Annotated in this window: 21 protein-coding genes; 15 read left to right on the forward strand and 6 right to left on the reverse strand. The window is 64.6% G+C overall.

The window, feature by feature from the left end; genetic code table 11:
• Positions 1-40: 40 nt before the first annotated feature.
• Positions 41-253 carry a DUF6316 family protein gene (locus tag AACY13_RS22155; RefSeq protein ID WP_339463757.1) on the reverse strand — a complete coding sequence of 71 codons (213 nt, stop codon included), beginning with the start codon at positions 251-253 and terminating at the stop codon, positions 41-43.
• 277 nt (positions 254-530) lie between these two features.
• Between AACY13_RS22155 and AACY13_RS22160 the strand changes: the two genes are divergently transcribed.
• Positions 531-1,493 carry a DMT family transporter gene (locus AACY13_RS22160; protein ID WP_339463758.1) on the forward strand — a complete coding sequence of 321 codons (963 nt, stop codon included), beginning with the start codon at positions 531-533 and terminating at the stop codon, positions 1,491-1,493.
• Between the two features lie 68 nt (positions 1,494-1,561).
• Here AACY13_RS22160 and AACY13_RS22165 read toward each other — a convergent pair whose 3' ends face one another.
• Both AACY13_RS22165 and AACY13_RS22170 read right to left on the reverse strand, forming a co-directional pair.
• The gene (locus AACY13_RS22165) at positions 1,562-2,359 is read right to left on the reverse strand and encodes a hypothetical protein (RefSeq protein ID WP_339463759.1); all 798 of its coding nucleotides are present in this window, start codon (positions 2,357-2,359) and stop codon (positions 1,562-1,564) included.
• A gap of 69 nt (positions 2,360-2,428) precedes the next feature.
• Positions 2,429-3,382, reverse strand: a complete 954-nt coding sequence (locus AACY13_RS22170; protein WP_339463760.1) for an alpha/beta hydrolase — start codon at positions 3,380-3,382, stop codon at positions 2,429-2,431.
• Between the two features lie 178 nt (positions 3,383-3,560).
• Here AACY13_RS22170 and aroC point away from each other — a divergent pair, with 178 nt between their 5' ends.
• The 5 genes from aroC (at position 3,561) to AACY13_RS22195 (ending at position 7,318) form a co-directional block, all read left to right on the forward strand.
• Positions 3,561-4,652, forward strand: coding sequence for a chorismate synthase (aroC, locus tag AACY13_RS22175; protein ID WP_339463761.1), 1,092 nt, complete (start codon positions 3,561-3,563; stop codon positions 4,650-4,652).
• Between the two features lie 58 nt (positions 4,653-4,710).
• The gene (locus tag AACY13_RS22180; RefSeq protein ID WP_339463806.1) at positions 4,711-5,862 is read left to right on the forward strand and encodes an MFS transporter; all 1,152 of its coding nucleotides are present in this window, start codon (positions 4,711-4,713) and stop codon (positions 5,860-5,862) included.
• Positions 5,863-5,926: 64 nt separating this feature from the next.
• A complete protein-coding gene (locus tag AACY13_RS22185) occupies positions 5,927-6,475 on the forward strand; it encodes an acireductone dioxygenase (RefSeq protein WP_339463762.1) in 549 nt (182 codons plus the stop codon).
• A 98-nt stretch (positions 6,476-6,573) separates the two neighbouring features.
• Positions 6,574-6,765 carry a PLD nuclease N-terminal domain-containing protein gene (locus tag AACY13_RS22190; protein WP_339463763.1) on the forward strand — a complete coding sequence of 64 codons (192 nt, stop codon included), beginning with the start codon at positions 6,574-6,576 and terminating at the stop codon, positions 6,763-6,765.
• The gene (locus AACY13_RS22195; RefSeq protein WP_445262606.1) at positions 6,746-7,318 is read left to right on the forward strand and encodes a histidine phosphatase family protein; all 573 of its coding nucleotides are present in this window, start codon (positions 6,746-6,748) and stop codon (positions 7,316-7,318) included. Before AACY13_RS22190 ends, AACY13_RS22195 begins: the two co-directional genes overlap by 20 nt.
• Before the next feature lie 3 nt (positions 7,319-7,321).
• Here AACY13_RS22195 and AACY13_RS22200 read toward each other — a convergent pair whose 3' ends face one another.
• The 3 genes from AACY13_RS22200 to AACY13_RS22210 form a co-directional block, all read right to left on the reverse strand.
• On the reverse strand, positions 7,322-7,819 hold the full coding sequence (locus AACY13_RS22200; RefSeq protein WP_339463764.1) for a methylated-DNA--[protein]-cysteine S-methyltransferase: 498 nt from the start codon (positions 7,817-7,819) through the stop codon (positions 7,322-7,324).
• Positions 7,820-7,822: 3 nt separating this feature from the next.
• Complete coding sequence (locus AACY13_RS22205; RefSeq protein ID WP_339463765.1) at positions 7,823-8,707, reverse strand: DNA-3-methyladenine glycosylase family protein; 885 nt, start codon at positions 8,705-8,707, stop codon at positions 7,823-7,825.
• A 157-nt stretch (positions 8,708-8,864) separates the two neighbouring features.
• Positions 8,865-9,887 carry an AraC family transcriptional regulator gene (locus AACY13_RS22210; RefSeq protein WP_339463766.1) on the reverse strand — a complete coding sequence of 341 codons (1,023 nt, stop codon included), beginning with the start codon at positions 9,885-9,887 and terminating at the stop codon, positions 8,865-8,867.
• A 176-nt stretch (positions 9,888-10,063) separates the two neighbouring features.
• Between AACY13_RS22210 and AACY13_RS22215 the strand changes: the two genes are divergently transcribed.
• From AACY13_RS22215 to AACY13_RS22255, 9 genes are all read left to right on the forward strand, one after another.
• Positions 10,064-10,930: a glycosyltransferase gene (locus AACY13_RS22215; RefSeq protein ID WP_339463767.1), complete on the forward strand. Its 867-nt coding sequence runs from the start codon at positions 10,064-10,066 to the stop codon at positions 10,928-10,930.
• A gap of 230 nt (positions 10,931-11,160) precedes the next feature.
• A complete protein-coding gene (locus AACY13_RS22220) occupies positions 11,161-12,636 on the forward strand; it encodes a flavin-containing monooxygenase (protein ID WP_339463768.1) in 1,476 nt (491 codons plus the stop codon).
• The gene (locus AACY13_RS22225) at positions 12,620-13,597 is read left to right on the forward strand and encodes an alpha/beta hydrolase (RefSeq protein ID WP_339463808.1); all 978 of its coding nucleotides are present in this window, start codon (positions 12,620-12,622) and stop codon (positions 13,595-13,597) included. The genes AACY13_RS22220 and AACY13_RS22225 overlap by 17 nt, the downstream gene beginning before the upstream one ends.
• Positions 13,598-14,359 carry an SDR family oxidoreductase gene (locus AACY13_RS22230; RefSeq protein ID WP_339463769.1) on the forward strand — a complete coding sequence of 254 codons (762 nt, stop codon included), beginning with the start codon at positions 13,598-13,600 and terminating at the stop codon, positions 14,357-14,359. It begins immediately after the preceding gene.
• A gap of 474 nt (positions 14,360-14,833) precedes the next feature.
• Positions 14,834-15,175 carry a ribonuclease E inhibitor RraB gene (locus tag AACY13_RS22235; protein WP_339463770.1) on the forward strand — a complete coding sequence of 114 codons (342 nt, stop codon included), beginning with the start codon at positions 14,834-14,836 and terminating at the stop codon, positions 15,173-15,175.
• A 130-nt stretch (positions 15,176-15,305) separates the two neighbouring features.
• Positions 15,306-16,013 carry a type 1 glutamine amidotransferase gene (locus tag AACY13_RS22240; protein ID WP_339463771.1) on the forward strand — a complete coding sequence of 236 codons (708 nt, stop codon included), beginning with the start codon at positions 15,306-15,308 and terminating at the stop codon, positions 16,011-16,013.
• Between the two features lie 350 nt (positions 16,014-16,363).
• Entirely contained in the window at positions 16,364-17,773 is a 1,410-nt protein-coding gene (locus AACY13_RS22245) for a circularly permuted type 2 ATP-grasp protein (protein ID WP_339463772.1), read from the forward strand.
• A 2-nt stretch (positions 17,774-17,775) separates the two neighbouring features.
• Complete coding sequence (locus tag AACY13_RS22250; protein WP_339463773.1) at positions 17,776-18,726, forward strand: alpha-E domain-containing protein; 951 nt, start codon at positions 17,776-17,778, stop codon at positions 18,724-18,726.
• A complete protein-coding gene (locus AACY13_RS22255) occupies positions 18,723-19,520 on the forward strand; it encodes a transglutaminase family protein (protein ID WP_339463774.1) in 798 nt (265 codons plus the stop codon). The genes AACY13_RS22250 and AACY13_RS22255 overlap by 4 nt, the downstream gene beginning before the upstream one ends.
• Positions 19,521-19,864 lie beyond the last annotated feature (344 nt).

Consider the following 19,864-nt stretch of genomic DNA (forward strand, 5'->3'; position numbering starts at 1 on the left):
CCGGTGCAGTGAACTGCCCGGGGTTTGCGCGTTATGGAGGCTAGAAGCGGTTGGATCGCGCGTAGAGCGCGCCAGAAATTTGCATGCGCTGGATATAGGCATCTATTCCGTGTAGCGCATCGATGCGGGTGAAGTAGGGGCCTTCCAGGGTGCCTTCCCGGGTGGAGAAGAAGTATTGGCCATTGACCGAACTGACCCGCTCGCTGCGGTAATGGGTGCCGGGGCTGGGGTCCACATGACGCTGACCAAACATGCTCACTCCTCCCAAATTAGTAGCTATTGATTTGAGTCTAATCGGCAACTGGTCGGATACGTGATTTGGCGACAAATGGTCGATTTTTGACGGCTTTTTTCACATTTTTTTGAGTGTTGACGCCATTTTCGTGACGATTGCCGATGGCCATCAGCACAGTTCTGCTGTCTGACGGTCTGCAACTGTGACTGTAGTGCCGTCTGGCCAGGCCCTAGAATGCGCCTTTGCGCCACCCGCGTGCCGGATTTCGGGCATGCCGGCGCGTTTCGAGGCTGTCATGCACATATCTTCCGGTCGCTGGCTCTACGGCATGTTTCTCGCGCTGCTCACCGCGGTGCTGTGGGGCGTGCTGCCGATCAAGCTGAAAGAGGTGCTGCAGGTGATGGACCCGGTCACTGTGACCTGGTATCGCCTGCTGGTTTCCGGCTCGATTCTGCTCGCCTATCTGGCCGCCAGTCGGCGTTTGCCGGCTTTGCGCCCGCTGGGGAAAAAGGGCCGCTGGTTGCTGGCCTTGGCGATTGCCGGGTTGAGCGCCAACTATGTGCTCTACCTGATTGGCCTGAACCTGCTCAGCCCGGGCACTACGCAGCTGGTGATCCAGGTCGCGCCGATTCTGCTGCTGATCAGCAGCCTGTTCGTCTTCCGCGAGCGTTTCAGCCTGGGGCAGGGCATGGGCCTGGCGCTGCTGTTGATCGGCTTTGTGCTGTTCTTCAACCAGCGTCTGGGCGAATTGCTGACCTCCCTGAGCGATTACACCGCGGGGGTGCTGATCGTGCTGCTGGCGGCATGCGTCTGGACGTTTTATGGCCTGGCGCAGAAGCAGCTGCTCACAGTCTGGAATTCGCTGCAGGTGATGATGGTGATCTACCTGGCCTGCGCCCTGTTGCTCACGCCCTGGGCGCAGCCGGCGCAGGTGTTTGAACTGAGTTCGCTGCAGGCCTGGCTGTTGTTCGCCTGCTGCCTGAACACCCTGGTGGCCTATGGCGCGTTTGCCGAGGCCCTGGCGCACTGGGAGGCGTCGCGGGTCAGCGCCACCCTGGCCATCACCCCGCTGGTGACCTTCACCTCGGTGGCGCTGGCGGCAAGCTGGTGGCCGGCCCATGTGCAGCCCGAGCAGATCAACTGGATTGCCTATGGCGGTGCCGTGCTGGTGGTACTGGGCTCGGCGCTGACCGCCCTGGGCCCCTCGCTGATGGCCGGTTTGCGCAACCGCCGCGCCCGTCTGGCCGCCCAGCTTTAGCCTCGGAGCCTGTCGGACTTAACGCTGTTCTACTGCGCAAAAGCCGGACAGGTTCCTGGCGGGCTGGATCAGCGGGTGGCGATCCAGATCAGCAGGCCGGCCTGAAACAGGCAGAAGGCGACCAGGCAGGTGATGGTAAAGCGCAGGCTGCCGTCTTCGCGTCTGAATCGATCGATGCGTTCACTGAGCTTGCGCAGCTTGCTCTCCTGTTCGCGCAGGTTCTGGTCGGCCTGTTGCAGCATGCCGGCAGCGTCGAGCAGCTCGACGATCTGCACCTTGTCGGCATTCCAGTCGCTGTGCAGCGTGCTGACCCGCGGTGTGCCATAGCGCGCCTTGAGCTGCAGCGGGTCGAGGTATTCGATGACAAAGCCCTGGGCTTGCAGACAGTGGTCACGGCGGGCCCTGGCCTCTTCGCTGAAGGCGTCTCTGCTCGGCAGGGCGGCCCCCTGAACCTGGTAATGGCTGTAATGCCGGCGCGCCCAGGCGATGGCCTGGGCCAGGATAAAGCGGCCCAGGCCGCGGTTTTCCGGCTCCAGGTGCAGGCCGTCGTCCGGGGCGAAGCGCAAGAGCTTCTGGCGGTGGTCGGCCCAGACTTCCAGCACATTCTGTTCCTTGCGCAGACGTTGCCCGGGCAGCTGCAGGGTCAGGCGCAGCAGGCTCTGTCGCGGGCTCTGGCGTTCGAGGCGACCCATCTGGATAAAGCGCAAGGGCCGTGGGCCGGTATGGCGGTCGATGGGCAAGGGGGCCAGCCTCAGCAGGCTGAACTGTTCCGGGTCCAGTTCGGCCCAGGGATGGGCCTTTTCCATCTCTGCCGGGGGCTGTCCGTCGATCTCGGCAGCGGTTGGCGGCGTTTGCTGGTCAGTCATACGCAAGGGTCCTGTGCGCGAAGCCGGTGCTGGCCTCGCCTGTCCTCAGGCTTATCGGCTGACCTGCGTCTATCTGGAGTCTGCGGCTGGGGCGCTGCGCCGGATAAAAGCGGAAATCTCTGCGCCGAGCACGTCGGCCAAGGGTAGCCGAGGGTTGTTGTAGCTGGCCAGTTGCGCCGGCATGGCCAGCGGTACGATGCGCAGCACATGGTTCATGCCGGGCACTATCAACAGTTCGGCATCCGGTTTGGCGGCGTGCAGGGCCTGGGCATCGGCGACACTGACCTGGATGTCATGGCTGCCCTGAACAATCAGTGTGGGCATGCTCAGCCTGGCGAAGGCTTCGGCGGGCTGCTGCTTGAACAGCGAGATCAGATAGGGCTGGACGCTGGGCCTGAACAGCACCTGCAGGGCCTCGGGCACTGGTGCGCTGGTCTGCCCGGCCAGCAGGCTGTCGAGCAGCCGGTTGCTCTGCGCCAGCAGGGGCGGTGGCAGGCGAGAGGACAGCTGCTCGCGCAGCACCTGGTCGATCGGTCGCGCGCTGCCGGCCAGGGCCACCAGAGCGTCGGCCTCGAGCTGTGGGGCGGCCAGGCTGGCGATCAGCGCGCCTTCGCTGTGACCGATCAGAATCAGCCGGTCGAAGGCCGCGTCGCGCTTGAGCAGGTGGCCCCAGGCCACGGCGTCGGCGACGTAGGCGTCTACGCTGAGGTCGCGTTCGTCCGGGGTCGCCGCACGACTGGCGGCCACGCCGCGCTTGTCGTAGCGCAGGCTGGCGATGCCGTGCCGGGCCAGGTTCTGGGCCAGCTTCTTGAGGCTGTCGTTGTGCCCGCCTGCGGGGTTGTTGCCATCCCGGTCGGTCGGCCCGGAGCCGGCGATCAGCAGGGCCACGGCCAGCGGCTCGGCGCTGCGCGGCTGGAGCAGGGTGCCATGCAGCGTACCCTGGCTGGTCTCCAGGCTGAGTGGGCGCTGCTGCAGGGTATTGGGCGCGGCCTGGGCCAGACCGGCAAGCAGGGGGAGGGTCATTAGCAGGGCTCGCAACATGGCGGGATACTTTAAGAATGGGACCATTTGGACGTTTTTCCGCGGCTAAGGTTCGAGGATGAACTCAATGGACGCCAAGGGTATACTCGCCGCCTTATTTAACGAGGCCTGACGCGGGTATGCGCCAGGCCTGTGGTCGATTCTTGCGGAGCCTTTGCACATGTCCGGCAATACCTACGGCAAGCTGTTCACTGTCACCAGCGCGGGCGAAAGCCATGGTCCGGCGTTGGTCGCCATTGTCGACGGCTGCCCGCCGGGGCTGGAACTTTCCCTGGAGGACATGCAGCGCGATCTCGACCGGCGCAAGCCGGGTACCAGCCGCCACACCACCCAGCGTCAGGAAGACGATGTGGTGGAAATCCTCGCCGGGGTGTTCGAAGGCAAGACCACCGGTTGCTCGATCGGCCTGCTGATCCGCAATACCGACCAGAAATCCAAGGATTACTCGGCGATCAAGGATTCCTTCCGCCCGGCCCACGCCGATTACAGCTACCACCACAAGTACGGCATCCGTGACTACCGCGGCGGTGGCCGCAGCTCGGCGCGCGAGACCGCCATGCGCGTGGCCGCCGGTGCCATCGCCAAGAAGTACCTGGCTACCCAGGGCATTGTGATTCGCGGCTATATGAGCCAGCTCGGCCCCATCGAGATTCCGTTCAAGAACTGGGAGTCGGTGGAGCAGAACGCCTTCTTCAGCCCCGACCCGGACAAGGTGCCGGAGCTGGAAGCCTATATGGACCAGCTGCGCCGCGACCAGGATTCGGTCGGGGCGAAGATCACCGTGGTTGCCGAGGGCGTGATGCCGGGTCTGGGCGAGCCGATTTTCGACCGCCTGGACGCCGAACTGGCCCACGCGCTGATGAGCATCAATGCGGTCAAGGGCGTGGAAATCGGTGCCGGTTTCGCCAGCGTCGCCCAGCGCGGCACCGAGCACCGCGACGAGATGACCCCCGAGGGTTTCCTCTCCAACAATGCCGGCGGCATCCTCGGCGGCATTTCTTCCGGGCAGCCGATCGTTGCCCACCTGGCGCTTAAACCGACCTCCAGCATCACCACGCCGGGGCGCTCCATCGATGTCGACGGCAACCCGGTCGACATCATCACCAAGGGCCGTCACGACCCCTGCGTGGGTATCCGCGCCACGCCGATCGCCGAGGCGATGATGGCCATGGTGCTGATGGACCACCTGTTGCGCCACCGTGCGCAGAATGCCGATGTGCGGGTCACCACGCCGGTGCTGCCACAGCTGTGATTAGCATGGTTGCGCGGCCAGCCGCGTCCTGCAGCACGGTTCCGGGTTTATGCACAGCATGAGCCCGGCGTTGCCCTACTGGCGTCTATCCGGGTTCTACTTTTTCTATTTCTCCCTGCTCGGTGCCACCGCGCCGTTCCTTGCGCTGTATTTCGATCACCTGGGGTTTTCCGCTGCACGGATCGGCGAGCTGATCGCCATCCCCATGCTGATGCGCTGCATCGCGCCGAACCTCTGGGGCTGGCTGGGGGATTACAGTGGCCGCCGCCTGGCCATCGTGCGCTTCGGCGCGATCTGCACGCTGCTGTGCTTTGCCGGCATCTTTATCAGCCAGAGCTACGCCTGGCTGGCGCTGATCATGGCGCTGCACGCGTTCTTCTGGCACGCGGTGCTGCCGCAGTTCGAGGTGATCACCTTTGCCCATCTCAAGGAGCAGGCCCCGCGCTATAGCCAGATCCGCCTGTGGGGCAGCATCGGCTTTATCGTCGCCGTGGTGGGGCTGGGCAAGCTGTTCGAGCTGCTCAGCCTGGACGCCTATCCCTGGGCGCTGATCCTGATCATGGGCGGCATCGTGCTGAGCAGTTGGTGGGTGCCCAACGCCCAGCCGCAGATGCGCCCCAATACCCAGGATCAGGGCGGCTTTATCCGCCAGTTGCGCCGCCCGGGGATTCTCGCCTTCTATCTGAGCGTCGGCCTGATGCAGCTCAGCAACGGCCCCTATTACACCTTTCTGACCCTGCACCTGGAGAGCCTCGGCTACTCGCGCGGGTTGATCGGCCAACTCTGGGCCCTCGGGGTACTGGCCGAGATCGTGCTGTTTATGGTTATGGCCAAACTGCTCGCCCGCTACTCGCTGCGCAGCGTGCTGCTGGCCAGTTTCCTGATTACCGCCGTGCGCTGGTTGCTGCTGGGCAACCTGGCCGATCATCTGCCGGTGTTGCTGTTCGCCCAGCTGATGCATGCGGCGACCTTCGGCAGTTTTCATGCGGCGGCCATCCACTTCGTCCAGCGCAGCTTCGCCGACCGCCAGCAGGGTCAGGGCCAGGCCCTGTATGCCACCCTGGCCGGGGTGGGCGGTGCCCTGGGCGCGCTGTATTCCGGCTACAGTTGGAATACCCTGGGGCCGGCCTGGACCTTCGCCATCGCCAGTCTGATCGTCCTGGCGGCGGCCTTGATCAGTGCCATCTATATGCGCGAAGAACAGCCGTGAGTCGCTGTCCAAAACGCCTTGCCGCGCCCATTGCAGCCCTTACCGAGAGTGCGAGAACCCGACCATGAGCAGCCTGACCGTCTACCACCAGTCCTCACCAGAAGCCCCGAACAAGCTGTTGACCCACGCCGAAGACATCGCCAGTACCCTGGCCGCGGTCGGCGTGCAGTTCGTCCAGCTGCCGGTCGCGGTGCCCGTGCGGGCCGGCAGCGCTGTCGATGAGGTGGTCGCGGCCTGCCGCACCCAGCTCGACCAACTGATGAGCGAGCGTGGCTTCGCCAGTTTCGATGTGCTCAGCCTGTGTAGCGAACCGCGCTACCAGGACGGCCCGCGTACCAGCCTGCCCAGCGCGCAGCGCTATGGCGTGGCGCATCTGCATTACTGCCTGGCGGGGCGTGGCCTGCTCTGCCTGCATATCGACGACTATGTGTATGCCGTGCAGTGCGAGAAGAACGACCTGGTGCAGCTGCCGGCCGCCACCCTGCACTGGTTCGACTCCGGCGAGCAGCCGCGGATTACCCTGCTGCGTCTATTCGACAGCGACCAGTTGCCGGTTGCCGAACCCGCCGACGATGCGCTTGTCGCCAGCATCGCCGGGCTGGATGACTGCTAGCAGCCGCTACGCCTTGCCTGGCGCGAGCGCGGTCTGACTGAACTCTGGCCACCAGCGTCTATCCTATCCAGGCAACCCCCACACTCAGGAGAGTCAACATGGGTTCCACCTTTAACGGTTTGCTGGGCTTGATCATTCTGGCCCTGGATATCTGGGCGATTCTCAGCGTTATCAAAAGCAACGCCGAAACGGGCATCAAGGTGTTGTGGATAGTGCTGATCGTACTGCTGCCGGTGATCGGCCTGATCATCTGGGCGTTGATGGGGCCCCGTGGCACGATCAAGTTCTAAGGCCGGTGCGTGGTTTTGGGCGCTGTGCCTGCTGAGCGGCGCGGTCCAGGCCGGCGATGAACACGCCTGGACCGCGCTGCGTGAAGGCCGCGCCGTTCTGCTGTTGCGCCATGCCACTGCGCCAGGCACGGGTGATCCGGCGAATTTTCAGCTGGCTGACTGCCGCACTCAGCGCAATCTCAATCAGCTCGGCCGCGAGCAGGCGCAGCGCTGGGGCCAGCTGTTGCGCAGCCAGCGTATCGAGCGCCCCCGAATACTCAGTAGTCGTTGGTGCCGGGCTCTGGACACCGGACAGGAGATGGGCCTGGCTGCCGTCGAACCCTTGCCGGCGCTGGATTCCTTTTTCGCGACGCAGGCGCGGGCCGGCGAGCAGACCCGGCAACTGCTTGAGGCGGTCAACCGCCTGGCTCGCGGCGCGCCGTTGGTACTGGTATCGCACCAGGTCAATATCACCGCCCTGAGCAGGATTTATCCCGCCTCGGGCGAAGGCCTGATCCTCGTGCTACCGCTCAGCGTGCCGGCCAGGGTGTTGGCGCGGATCCCTCCGCCCTGAGTCTTAGATGCCCAGCAACGCCTGCTCCGGCAACTGCGCCCCTTCCAGTTTGAGCAGCAGGGCCTTGCGCGGCAGGCCGCCGGCATAGCCGGTGAGGCTGCCATCGCGGCCGATCACTCGATGGCAGGGGATGATGATGGCGATCGGATTGGCCCCGTTGGCTGCCCCCACCGCGCGTACCGCCTTGGGCCGGGCAATCTGCGCGGCCAGGGCGCTGTAGCTGCTGGTTTGACCGAAGGGAATCTGCAGCAGCGCCTGCCACACGGCCTGTTGAAACGCTGTGCCCTGGGGTGCCAGGGGCAGCTCGAAGCGCTGCCGGCATCCGGCGAAATACTCGTCCAGTTGCCTACACACCTCATCCAGCTCATCGCTGGCGCTGCGCCACTGCTCGGCGATGAGCCGGGGCGTGTCGTCGATATCCATCAGCACCTGCTGCAGGCCGCTGGCATCGCCACTTAGCAACAGGCGGCCGAGCGGGCTGTCGTGGTAGCGGTAGAACATGGTTTAGCCCTCCGAGTAGTTGTGCCACAGATGCGCCGCCGCGTAGGCACGCCAGGGTCGCCAGGCTTCGGCACGGGCCTTGAGCTGCTTGGCGTCGATGCCATCCGGACCCCATAGCGGTGCCTTGAGCAGGCCCAGGTCGCTGGCCGGAAAGGCGTCGGCCTCGCCAAAGGCGCGCAGGGCGATGTATTCCGCGGTCCAGGGACCGATGCCGGGCAGGGCGCAGAGGCGTTCGATCAGGGCGGCGCAACCGTCGCGCAGATCCAGCCGCAGCGTGCCGCTGGCTACCTGGGCGGCAAAATGCTGCAGGGTCTGCACCCGTTTACCGGGCATGCCGATGGCCTCCAGATTGGCTTCGGCGATGGCGGCTGGAGTGGGGAACAGACGGTGCACGCCAGGCGCATCGTCGCTCTTGAGCGGCTCGCCCAGGCGCATGACCAGGCGGCCGGTGATGGTCACGGCGGCTTTCACCGTAACCTGCTGGCCGACGATGGCGCGCACCGCCTGCTCGAACGGCTCGAAGGCGGTGGGCAGGCGCAGGCCGGGATTGCGGGCGACCAGCGCGCCGAGTTGCGGGTCGCTGGCAAGGTGTGCGGCAATCTGCTGTGGTTGGCAGTCGAGGTCGAACATCTTGCGGACACGGGCAATCAGCGCAGGCAGGCAGGGCCCGAGCGAATCGCTGTGGTGCAGGAGCAGAGTGGATGCGTCGGCCAGGGGCTGGACCCTGAACCAGCCGCGCCGGCCATCGAGCCGCACGCTGCGTGCATAGCCGTCGGGCTGCAGGCTTTCGACCCCGGCCAAGGCGCGCAGGGCAAAATGATCGTGGAATTGCTGCCACTGCCAGGGCGGCTGGTAGTCGAGCAGTATGGGCGCGGGTGACTGATTCATGGCTGGACGATAACCGCCGCGGGTGGGCTTGTCAGCGTCGAACTGACTTTCAAACTAATCCACCTCGATCCTCAAGGCGTAGCTCAGGCCCGTTGCTTGAACGCGGAAAGTGCCAAGATCCTAGGGTAAATGATCACCGCGTGCCGAGGCGCAGGGCTCAACGCTGGCTGCGACGGTACTGGCCCGGGGTCAGTCCTTTCCAGCGGCGGAAGGCATGTGCGAAGTTCGACACTTCGCTGTAACCGAGGCGTTCGGCGATTTCCTCCTGGTTCAGGCCGCCAGTGGCCAGCAACTCTTCGGCCAGGGCCTGGCGCACTTCTTCCTGCAACTGGCGGAAGCTGCTGCCCTGTTGTTCCAGGCGGCGGCGCAGGGTCCGGCTGCTGAGCTTCAGCTCGCTGGCGACCTGTTCCATGTCGGCCAGGCGGCCCGGGGTACTGAGCAGGCGATCGCGTACCTGGCCGGCCAGCCCGCTGCGCACCCGGCGTTTGGCCAGCAGGGCCTGGCATTGCTGTTCGCACAGGCTCGTCATCGGGGCGTTGGCGTGGGGCAGCGGTGCATCGAGCCAGTGCCGGGCAAAGCTGATGCGGTTTTCCGTGCAGGCAAATTCTGCTTGCAGGCCGAACTGCTCGGTAAAGGCCGCACGCTGGCGCGGCGCGCTCATGCGCAATTGCACGCGGTCCAGGGGCAGGGCGGTGCCGGTCAGCTCGCGCTGGATCACCATCACTGCCACCGCATCGCGCAGCACCAGAAAGTCCCGCAGCTCCGGCGGCAGGTGCGCGTCATCGAAGTGCAGGTGGGCGTGGTCGTGCTCTTCGCTCAGACGGATATGAGTAAAGGCGTAGGTCAGGTCGAGGTAGCGCAGCCCCAGTTCGGCGGCCTGGCGAAAGTCCTGGCTGCTGAGCAGGGCGTAACCCCAGATCCCATAGGTGATCAGCCGGTAGCGCAGGCCGGCCTGCAGGCCCAGGTCCGGTACGCCGGGCAGGGCCGCGACCAGGTTGGCGATCAGTTGCAGTTCCTGCTGCGGCGCGATCTCGGCCAAAGGGTCGGCCAGTTGCAACGGCGTCAAGCCGCAGTCCAGCAGGCAGGTTTCCAGACTCAGGCCCAGTTCCAGACCCAGCTGGACCAGTAGTTGTGCGCTGGTGATGCTGCGTCTGGAGGCGCTGGGGGGCGGGTGGGGCATGCGTCTGTCCGAAAGTCACAATAGGGTGGTCGACTATGCCACAGCTTCGGGTCGCCAGGCGAAGGCCGGCCAGGCGGCTGCCTGCTTGATCTGCCGGCGGCAAAGCATTAGCGTACGCCGAAATTTGCGTTCGCCTCCCAGGGCTGGCGTGCATCAGGTTTTAGCGGAGCCAGGCAGTGGCAGAGGAACCCCAGGGTATGCAGGAAGTGATCAAGGTATTCGTTGGCTGCGACCCCAACGACTGTGACCTGGAGCAGATGATGGTGCTGGACTACAGCATCCGTAAGCATTGCTCCATGCCGGTCGAAATCCACTGGATGCAGCTTTCCCGCGACCCGCAGAGCTTCTGGCATGCCAATCCGGCGCAGCAGCAGGGTTGGCGCACCGAAGCCTGGGCCACGCCGTTTTCGGGTTTTCGCTGGGGCATTCCGGCCTACTGCGGCTACCAGGGCAAGGCCATCTATATGGACACGGACGTGATCGTCCTGTGCGACCTGGCCGAACTCTGGCAACTGCCCTTCGAGCCCGGCAAGGTGGTCATGGCCAAGGGTGGGCAGGAGTCCTGGCGCTTCTGCGTGTCGATGTGGGACTGCGCCGCGGCTGAACAGCACCTGCCGGCGATCGAGGAGATCAAGAGCCGGCCGGAGGTCCACCAGCAACTGAAGAAGTACTACAAGGTCAATACCGGAGTGATTCAGCCGTTCGACACCGAGTACAACAATATCGACGGCGAGAACAGCCCGATCGAGCAGATCAAGATTCTCCACTACTCGGACATGGGCACTCAGTTCTCCCACTCTCTTTCGGTTCCGCGTCTGGCCGGAGAAGGGCGCAAGCACTGGTTCGATGGTCAGATCATGGCGCACCCGCGCAAGGACCTGCAGAACCTCTTCGACCGCTATTACCAGGAGGCGCTGGACAACGGCTATGCGCTGGACACCTACCGGCTGCCCGAAGTATTTGGCGAGTTTCCCAAGTTTTCCCAGAAGGCTTATACCGGCAACCGCGTGACGCGGCCCAAGCGCTGGTGGAAGTTCTGGTAGCCGTTGCGGGCGCACCGCGTCATTCCTGACCCGCGCCCCGTGCGCCTTCCGAGTGCCCGGGAATAGGCGGCTTCCCGGGGCATTCGGCTTTACTCGCTAGAGCCTCGGCCTGCCGCGATCAGGTGCGCTGTCCGAAAGTCACAATTCGTTGTCCGGCTAAGCCATAACCTTTGTCTACCCAGGCAAGTAGCATCCTGTGCTGTCAAACAGATGCGATTGGGGAGATAACAATGCACAACAGTTCCCGCCCGGCAGCACCCTTGCGCGTGCTGATCATCGGCAGCGGCTTTGCCGGCTTGGGCATGGCCATCCGCTTGCAGCAGGCCGGTATCGAGGAGTTCCTGATCCTGGAGAAGGCCGCCGATATCGGCGGCACCTGGCGCGACAACAGTTACCCGGGGGCGGCCTGCGATGTGCCTTCGCACCTCTATTCGTTTTCCTTCGAGGCGAAAACCGACTGGAGCCGCAAGTTTGCCCCCCAGGCGGAAATTCACGCCTATATGCAGCACTGCGTGGCCAAGTACCAGTTGCGCCCGCGTATCCGCTGCAATGCCGAGGTGCTGTCGGCGCGCTTCGATCAGGTCGCCACGCTCTGGCGGGTGACCCTGGGCAATGGCGAGGAGCTGACTGCCGCGCTGCTGATCAGCGCCTGCGGGCAACTTAACCGCCCGGCCTATCCCAACCTGCCCGGTATCGAGCGGTTCCAGGGCGAGGCTTTCCACTCGGCGCGCTGGCGGCATGATCTGGATCTGACGGGCAAGCGCGTGGCGGTGATCGGCACCGGTGCCTCGGCGATTCAGTTCGTGCCGCAGATCCAGCCCCGGGTGGCCGAGCTGAAGCTGTTCCAGCGCTCGGCCGCCTACGTGCTGAGCAAGCCGGACCGGGCCTATCGCGCCTGGGAGCTGGCGCTGATGCGTCGCCTGCCCTGGTTGCAGCGCATCGACCGTATGCTCAAGTACATCCAGCATGAAACCCGCGGGCTGGCCTTTATCAGCATGCCCTGGTTGATGAGGCCGATGCGCTTGAGTTTCGAGCGTCACCTGCGCCGGCACATCCGTGACCCGCAGCTGCGTACGCAGCTGCGGCCGGATTACCCCATGGGCTGCAAGCGCATCCTGATCAGCAATGACTATTTACCGGCACTGGCCCAGGCCAATGTGCAGGTGGTCGGCGAGGCGATCAGTCAGGTTCGGGAGCACTCGCTGGTAACCGCCGACGGCCGGGAACACCCCTGCGATGTGCTGATCTACGGCACCGGCTTTGCCGCCACGGAGTTTCTCGCCCCCATGCAGGTTCGCGGGCTGGGCGGGTTGGAACTGAACCAGGTCTGGCGCGAGGGCGCGGAGGCCTACAAGGGCATCAGCGTCAGTGGCTTTCCCAATCTGTTTATCCTCTACGGGCCCAATACCAATCTGGGGCATAACTCGATCATCTATATGCTCGAGAGCCAGTTCCGCTATGTGCTGGGCTGCATCGATCTGCTGCGTGCACAGGGCCTACGCTATGTGGACGTCAAAGCCTCGGTGCAGCAGGACTATAACCAGTGGATTCAGGCCCATTCACATCGAACGATATGGGAGCAGGGCTGCACCAGCTGGTACAAGACCGCCACCGGTAAAAGTACCAATAACTGGCCGGGCTATACCTTTGCTTATCGCCACCTGACCCGCGCGCCGGAGTTGAATGACTATGAATGCACCCGCTGAATTCACCCCGCCTGCCGTCGAACAGACCCTGCTGCGCACGCTGCTGCGCGGCGGCCTGCGCCTGCTGTTTCGTGGCCTGGTGCGCCCACCCATGCCGATTGCCGGGCAGCGCGCGGTGCTGCGCCTGCTGACGGCGGTCAGCCCGGCTCCCCGTGGCGTCACGCGCAGCGCCGGCACCCTGGCCGGGCGACCCTGCGAATGGCACAGGCCGCAAAGAGGCCCATTGCACAGGCCGCAAAGCGGACAATGGCACAGGCCGCAGAGTGGTCGCGGCACTGTGCTGCTTTACCTGCACGGCGGGGCCTACCTGATCGGTGGGCCGAATACCCACCGGGCGATCTGCTCCCACCTGGCCAAGCGCGGCCAGCTGGACGTTTGCGCCCTGGACTACCGCCTGGCTCCGGAGCATCAGTATCCGGCCGCTCGCGAAGACGCCGTGGCGGCGTTTCAGGCGTTGATCGAGCAGGGCTACAAGCCTGAGCAGATCGTGATCGGTGGCGATTCGGCCGGCGGCAACCTGAGCCTGATCACCAGCCTGCACCTGCGCGACCTGGGCCAGGCGCAACCGGCGGCGCTGGTGTGCTTCTCGCCAGTCACCGACTTTACCGGCACGCAGCTGCACGAACCGCCGGCGGGCGATCCGCTGATCCAGCGCACATGGGTGGAGCAGGCCCTGGCGCTGTATTGCCCGGCCGGGCTGGGCCATGACGATCCCGGCCTGTCACCGCAGTTCGCCGATCTGCACGGGCTGGCCCCGCTGCTGATCCAGGTGGGCGAAGACGAAATTCTGCGCAACGACAGCCTGCGTTTTGCCGACAAGGCCAGGGCCGCCGGCGTGGATGTGCGTCTGCAGCGTTATCCGGATCTGTGGCACGTGTTCCAGGCCCACGCCGGCCTGCTCAGAGCCGCGGATTTCGCCCTGGCCGAAGTGGTGAGCTTTCTGCGAGAGCGAGGCTGCTGAATGAACAACATCCTGATTACCGGCGCGGCCTCGGGTATTGGCGCGGCGACTGCGCGCCTGTTCCACCGCCAGGGCTGGCAGGTGGGCCTGCTGGATATCGATCACCAGGCCCTGGCAGCATTGGCGGCCGAGCTGGGCGATGTCTGGCACGCCGAGCTGGACGTGACCGACCCGGCGGCGGTCAAGGTCGCCCTGGCGGATTTCTGCGCCCAGCATGGCGGCCAGTTGCGCCTGCTGCTCAACTGCGCCGGGATTCTGCGCTGCGGCCATTTCGAGGAGATCGACGCGGTCGAGCATGCGCGCATTCTGCAGATCAACGTGCTGGGGCTGCTGCAGATGACCCACGCCGCCTTTCCCTACCTGCGCGTCACACCCGGTGCCCAGGTGATCAATATGGGCTCGGCCTCGGGGCTGTACGGGGTACCGCACCTGGCCAGCTATTCGGCCTCGAAGTTTGCCGTGCGCGGTCTGACCGAGGCGCTGGACCTGGAATGGGCGCGCCACGGCATCCGCGTCGGCGACCTGATGCCGCCCTTCGTCAGCACCCCCATGCTCGATAACCAGCAGTTCCAGGCCCCGGTGCTACGACGCCTGGGGGTCAAGCTGCAGGCCGAGGACATTGCCGAGGCGGCCTGGCAACAGGCCCACAGCCGTGCGGTGCATCGCCCGGTCAGCCTGCAGTTCAAGCTGATGTACTGGACGGGGCAGTTGACCCCGGCCTGGATCAGCCGCCTGACCATGCGCTGGCTTAGCCGCGACTGAGACCAGGCCGTTGAAAAACCACCGGCGTTGGCAACACTGCGTTAGCCTCGCAAAGGCTATATCTGAGTTGGCTCTTGCCGAGATGCGCAGCCCTTGTCGGAGCGGGCTTGCCCGCGAATCGAGGTCGATAGAAGAGTATCGCGGCCAAGGCTGCGCCTACATTCTGCTCAACCCTTCAGCATTGTGGGCAAAACTTGATTGGAACAGGGCCTTTTTCAACGGCCTGCTGCGCGCCGGCCCCGCAAGTTTTGCTGGGCAAAGTGCTCTGGATAGGGCTAGTCTGCAAATGACGCTTCCGGTCTGTTCGCCCTGAACAGCCCGCGTCGACCAGCCCTGGCTTCAGGACTGGCTTATGACACATCAAGCAGCTCCTTGCTTGAATCTCGGGCGGCTCAGCGACTTGTGCCGCGACACCGCCGGTTTCTGGCGGTTGCATGGGAAAGTAGTTAATCCATCGCCTGAGGAGGTCACTTCATGAGCACAGCCTTGCACGATGATGTCAGTAACGGGGTTTTACGGCGGATGAAGGAGGGTGGCTTCGACTTTGCCAGCTTCCATCCCATCGAGTTCTACGCCATTTTCCCTGACGAGGAGCGGGCCCGTATGGCGACCCGCAAATTTCGTGGTGAATCTTTACACGCCCTGGTGACCGAGCGTGATGACGGTGTATGGCACCTGCAAGTCAGTAAGGTGATGTTTGCCACCTACCACGGCATTGGCGACTTCGAGCATGATCTGGAGTCCGTGGTCGAACCGCTTGGCGGCAAGCTGGACGGTTGGGGCGTTACGCAGGAGGTGAAGAACCTGCAACCCTAGAAAAAATCGGCCAGCCCAGCTGGCCGATGCTTCATGTGCCGTACCGGCCCCTCGACCCAAGCCCCGCTTTCCTTCAGACTGCCCGGCCCATGCGCAGCACAATAGCGTTGAGACTGACAGGCCTGTAGCCATGAGCGATGTTCTGATTTTTACCCATATCGAGTACTGCCCGCCGGGCCACCTGAGCCAGGTGCTGGAGCAGGCTGGCTGCTCGTTCAAGGTGCTGCGCGCCGACCTGGGCGAGCTGGACGGCATCGATCTGGAGCAGCCCAGGGCCGTGGCCATCATGGGCGGACCGATGAGCGTCAACGACCCGCTGCCCTGGCTGCAGACCGAGGTGGCGGCGTTGCAGCAGCTGATCCGCCGCGAGATCCCGCTGATCGGCCACTGCCTGGGTGGCCAGCTGCTGGCCAAGGCCCTGGGCGCGGAAATCACGCGCATGCCCTATACCGAGAGCGGCTGGCAGACCCTCAGCCGCCAGCCGGAGGCCGCCAACAGCCCCTGGCTGGCCCATCTGCCCGCCGAGTTTTCGATGTTCCAATGGCATGGCGACAGCTTCGCCATACCGGCCGGCGCGCAGCCGTTGCTCGCCAGCCGCTGGTGCAGCAATCAGGCCTTTGCCTGGGGCGACAAGGTGCTGGCCCTGCAGGGCCACCCGGAAATGAACGAGGCCCTGGTGCGCGAATGGCTCGATGACTGGCACCACCTGCTGGATGACAGCCAGGCCAGCCAGCAGAGCAGGGCGCAGATGCTGGCAGACCTGCCCGCCAAGGTCGCCGAGCTGAACCGTGTGGCCGAAGGCTTCTATAGGCACTGGCTGCAGCTGGCCGGGCTCTGACCTGCGGGTAGGGTGGATGGCGTTTTACCCATCCACCCGCGTTTGCCCTGTGCTGGATAAAAACAGCGCTATCCACCCTGCCTGATGTTGATAACGCCGCCGCGTGAGTGGGTAGGGCGTGCCGGACGCACCCAGTGACCGAGACCTGCACCGGTGCACACGGCGCACCCTACGCGATACCCCGGTGCGCGCCTTAAAATGGCGCGCGCGCGACTGGCTGGTCACGGGAGGGCACGGCTTTGGTGCGTTAATCTCGGGGCAGATATCCAAGCCATTGATATTTAAGGTTTGTTGTCGCTGGCGCGGGCCTTGCAAAGCTGACTCCATGTCCGGGTGACAAGGAGTACGGCATGGCCCGCACCTTTTATGACGAGATGTACGACGCGAGCGGCGCAGTCCGCCCGCACTATCAAGCCTTTTCCCGCTGGTTGGCGGACACGCCGGATGAACTGCTGGCTCAGCGTCGCCGCGAGGCGGATCTGCTGTTCCACCGTGCGGGTATCACCTTCACCCTGTATGGCGACGATCAGGGCACCGAGCGGCTGATCCCCTTCGATATCATCCCGCGCAGTATCCCCGCCGGCGAATGGCGTATGGTCGAGCGCGGCTGCATCCAGCGGGTGCAGGCGCTGAATATGTTCCTCGCCGACCTCTATCACGACCAACACATCATCAAGGCCGGGATCATCCCCGCCGAGCAGGTGCTGGCCAACGAGGGTTATCAGATCGCCATGCAGGGCTTGAATCTGCACCGCGACCTCTACGCCCATATCGCCGGGGTCGACCTGGTGCGCGATGGCGACGGCAGTTACTACGTGCTGGAGGACAACCTGCGTACCCCCAGCGGCGTCAGCTATATGCTCGAAGACCGCAAGATGATGATGCGCCTGTTTCCCGAGCTGTTCGCCGCCCAGCGCGTGGCTCCGATCGACCACTACCCGAACCTGCTGCTCGATACGCTGAAGTCTTCCAGCCCGCTGGACAACCCCAACGTGGTGGTGCTGACTCCGGGGCGCTTCAACAGCGCCTACTTCGAGCACGCCTTCCTCGCCCGCGAAATGGGCGTGGAGCTGGTCGAGGGTGCGGACCTGTTCGTGCGCGACGACAAGCTGTTTATGCGCACCACCGCCGGGGCCAAGCAGGTGGACGTGGTCTACCGCCGCCTCGACGATGCCTTCCTCGATCCCCTGGCCTTCAACCCCGACTCCATGCTTGGCGTGCCCGGCCTGCTGGCCTGCTACCGCAGCGGCAACGTGGTGCTGGCCAATGCCATCGGTACCGGGGTGGCGGACGACAAGTCGATCTACCCCTATGTCGACGAGATGATCCGCTTCTACCTGACCGAGGAGCCGATCCTCAAGAACGTGCCGACCTGGCAGTGCCGCAAACCCGCCGACCTGTCCCATGTGCTGGCCAACCTGGGCGACCTGGTGGTCAAGGAAACCCAGGGCTCCGGCGGCTACGGCATGCTGGTGGGGCCGGCGGCGAGCAAGGCGGAGATCGAAAACTTCCGCGCCCGCCTGATCGCCAAGCCCGAGGCCTATATCGCCCAGCCGACCCTGTGCCTGTCGACCTGCCCGACCTTTGTCGAGCGCGGCATCGCACCGCGCCATATCGATCTGCGGCCCTTCGTCTTGTCTGGCAAGGAAACCCGCATCGTCCCCGGCGGCCTGACCCGCGTGGCGCTGCGCGAAGGCTCGCTGGTGGTCAACTCGTCGCAGGGCGGCGGAACCAAGGACACCTGGGTGGTGGAGGATTAATCATGTTGTCGAGAACGGCCTCTGATCTGTACTGGATGTCGCGTTATCTGGAGCGCGCCGAGAACCTCGCGCGCATGCTCGAAGTCAGCTATTCGTTGTCGCTGATGCCCCAGGACGGCCGTGGCGATGGCCTGGAAGAACTGGCCCTGCCGCTGCTGATCACCGGCACCCTGGACGACTACCTGGCGCTGCACGGGCCGCTGCATGCCGAGCGCATGCTGCATTTCTTCGCCCTCGACCCGCAAAATCCGGCGAGCATCTACTGCTGCCTGCAGGCCGCGCGCAGCAACGCCCACGCCGTGCGCGGGCGGATCACCGCCGATATGTGGGAAAACATCAACGCCACCTGGCTGGAGATGCGCGGCATCTCCGAGCAGGGCTTCGGGCGCTACGGCATCAGCAGCTTCTGCGAGTGGGTCAAGGAGCGTTCGCACCTGTTTCGCGGGGCCACCTTCGGCACCATCATGCGCGGCGATCCCTACCGCTTTATCCGCCTGGGCACCTTTATCGAACGCGCCGACAACACCCTGCGCCTGCTCGATGCGCGCTACGAGATGCTCGGCGAAGACATCGACGAAGTCGACGGCCGTCCGGCGCGCAGCTACTACCAGTGGACCGCGCTGCTGCGTGCGCTGTCCTCCTTCGAGGCCTTCGCCGAGATCTACCGCGGCTCGCCGGGCACGCGCAAGGTGTCCGAACTACTCTTGTTGCGTGCCGACGTGCCGCGCTCACTGCGCGCCTGCATGGACGAACTCAGCCTGATGCTCGCCAGCCTGCCCGGCGACAACGGCCGCCCGGCCCAGCGTCTGGCCGCCGAACTGGAGGCGCGGCTGCGCTACACCAGCATCAACGAAGTGCTCGACGAAGGCCTGCATGCCTGGCTCTCCGATTTCATCCTGCTGGTGCGCCAGCTGGGGCAAGCCATTCAAACGTCCTATCTGGAGGTCGCATGAGACTGTCAATCAGCCACGACACCGTCTACCGCTACGAAGACCAGGTGCGCAACAGCATCCAGTACCTGCGCCTGACGCCCCACGACAGCGAGCGCCAGCAGGTGCTCAGCTGGCAGCTGAGCCTGCCGCGGCCGGTGCGCGCGCAGCTCGACCCCTACGGCAATATCCTCCATGTGCTGACCCTGGACGAACCCCACGAGTCCATCGTGATCGGTGCCCGCGGCCAGGTGGATATCGATGAAGCGCGCGAAGCCGAGCATGAAAGCCAGTCGCCGCTACCGTTTCTGCGCTTTACCCGCCTGACCAGCGCCGACGAGGCCCTGCGCGAATTCGCCCTGCGGCAGAGCAACAGCCGCCAGGACCGCAGCAGCCTGATCGACCTGATGCACGCCCTCAATGCCCATATCAGTTATCAGCCCGGAACGACCGCGGTGGAAACCTGCGCCAGTGAGGCCTTCGCCAGTGGCAAGGGGGTCTGTCAGGACCACACCCACGCCTTCCTCGCCTGCGCCCGCAGCCTGGGTATCCCGGCGCGCTACGTGTCCGGCTACCTGTTTGCCGACAGCAGCGAGCACCTGGCCAGCCATGCCTGGGCCGAAGCCTGGCTGGACGGTGCCTGGTACAGCTTCGACGTGACCAACTGCCTGGCCAAACCCGAGCGCCACCTGAAGCTGGCCGTGGGCCTGGACTACCTCGACGCCTGCCCGGTACGCGGCATGCGCCGCGGCGGCGGTGGCGAGCAGATGCATGCGCGAGTGGATGTGTCGCCGTTGCTGCTGGTGCAGCAGCAGTAGAGGCGCTGCACCAGTTTTGTGGGTGGTTTAGTGGCGCTGATCCGAGATTGATTGTTCCGCTCGGAACTTGAGCGCCAGGTAACCCACCAGACGATGGAACGCGTTGGCCGATGGTGGGTTACGCCGCGTTCCGGGTGACGTGATCCTTGGCAATCGCGGCATGCGGCTAACCCACCCTATGCAAGCTGCTTGCAACAGGTCAGTGGGACATAGCCAAAAACAACGGCCTATCAGCCGGGTGGAAAACCGTGAAGCGTTTTCCACCAAGGCGATTTGGGGTATCGCGCTGCTCAACCCAGCCTATGGCCTGCGAGTCTCCGAGCTATCCGCGGGTTGGCCGCGCC

Origin of the sequence: Pseudomonas sp. EA_105y_Pfl2_R69, assembly GCF_963970915.1 — a bacterium.
Lineage (GTDB): Bacteria > Pseudomonadota > Gammaproteobacteria > Pseudomonadales > Pseudomonadaceae > Aquipseudomonas.

What these genes read in the sequence shown, in the direction of transcription:
- AACY13_RS22155 (WP_339463757.1), bottom strand. Translation starts at nt 253, where the DNA reads ATGTTTGGTCAGCGTCATGTGGACCCCAGCCCCGGCACCCATTACCGC.
- AACY13_RS22160 (WP_339463758.1), top strand. Translation starts at nt 531, where the DNA reads ATGCACATATCTTCCGGTCGCTGGCTCTACGGCATGTTTCTCGCGCTG.
- AACY13_RS22165 (WP_339463759.1), bottom strand. Translation starts at nt 2,359, where the DNA reads ATGACTGACCAGCAAACGCCGCCAACCGCTGCCGAGATCGACGGACAG.
- AACY13_RS22170 (WP_339463760.1), bottom strand. Translation starts at nt 3,382, where the DNA reads ATGACCCTCCCCCTGCTTGCCGGTCTGGCCCAGGCCGCGCCCAATACC.
- aroC (WP_339463761.1), top strand. Translation starts at nt 3,561, where the DNA reads ATGTCCGGCAATACCTACGGCAAGCTGTTCACTGTCACCAGCGCGGGC.
- AACY13_RS22180 (WP_339463806.1), top strand. Translation starts at nt 4,711, where the DNA reads ATGAGCCCGGCGTTGCCCTACTGGCGTCTATCCGGGTTCTACTTTTTC.
- AACY13_RS22185 (WP_339463762.1), top strand. Translation starts at nt 5,927, where the DNA reads ATGAGCAGCCTGACCGTCTACCACCAGTCCTCACCAGAAGCCCCGAAC.
- AACY13_RS22190 (WP_339463763.1), top strand. Translation starts at nt 6,574, where the DNA reads ATGGGTTCCACCTTTAACGGTTTGCTGGGCTTGATCATTCTGGCCCTG.
- AACY13_RS22200 (WP_339463764.1), bottom strand. Translation starts at nt 7,819, where the DNA reads ATGTTCTACCGCTACCACGACAGCCCGCTCGGCCGCCTGTTGCTAAGT.
- AACY13_RS22205 (WP_339463765.1), bottom strand. Translation starts at nt 8,707, where the DNA reads ATGAATCAGTCACCCGCGCCCATACTGCTCGACTACCAGCCGCCCTGG.
- AACY13_RS22210 (WP_339463766.1), bottom strand. Translation starts at nt 9,887, where the DNA reads ATGCCCCACCCGCCCCCCAGCGCCTCCAGACGCAGCATCACCAGCGCA.
- AACY13_RS22220 (WP_339463768.1), top strand. Translation starts at nt 11,161, where the DNA reads ATGCACAACAGTTCCCGCCCGGCAGCACCCTTGCGCGTGCTGATCATC.
- AACY13_RS22225 (WP_339463808.1), top strand. Translation starts at nt 12,620, where the DNA reads ATGAATGCACCCGCTGAATTCACCCCGCCTGCCGTCGAACAGACCCTG.
- AACY13_RS22230 (WP_339463769.1), top strand. Translation starts at nt 13,598, where the DNA reads ATGAACAACATCCTGATTACCGGCGCGGCCTCGGGTATTGGCGCGGCG.
- AACY13_RS22235 (WP_339463770.1), top strand. Translation starts at nt 14,834, where the DNA reads ATGAGCACAGCCTTGCACGATGATGTCAGTAACGGGGTTTTACGGCGG.
- AACY13_RS22240 (WP_339463771.1), top strand. Translation starts at nt 15,306, where the DNA reads ATGAGCGATGTTCTGATTTTTACCCATATCGAGTACTGCCCGCCGGGC.
- AACY13_RS22245 (WP_339463772.1), top strand. Translation starts at nt 16,364, where the DNA reads ATGGCCCGCACCTTTTATGACGAGATGTACGACGCGAGCGGCGCAGTC.
- AACY13_RS22250 (WP_339463773.1), top strand. Translation starts at nt 17,776, where the DNA reads ATGTTGTCGAGAACGGCCTCTGATCTGTACTGGATGTCGCGTTATCTG.
- AACY13_RS22255 (WP_339463774.1), top strand. Translation starts at nt 18,723, where the DNA reads ATGAGACTGTCAATCAGCCACGACACCGTCTACCGCTACGAAGACCAG.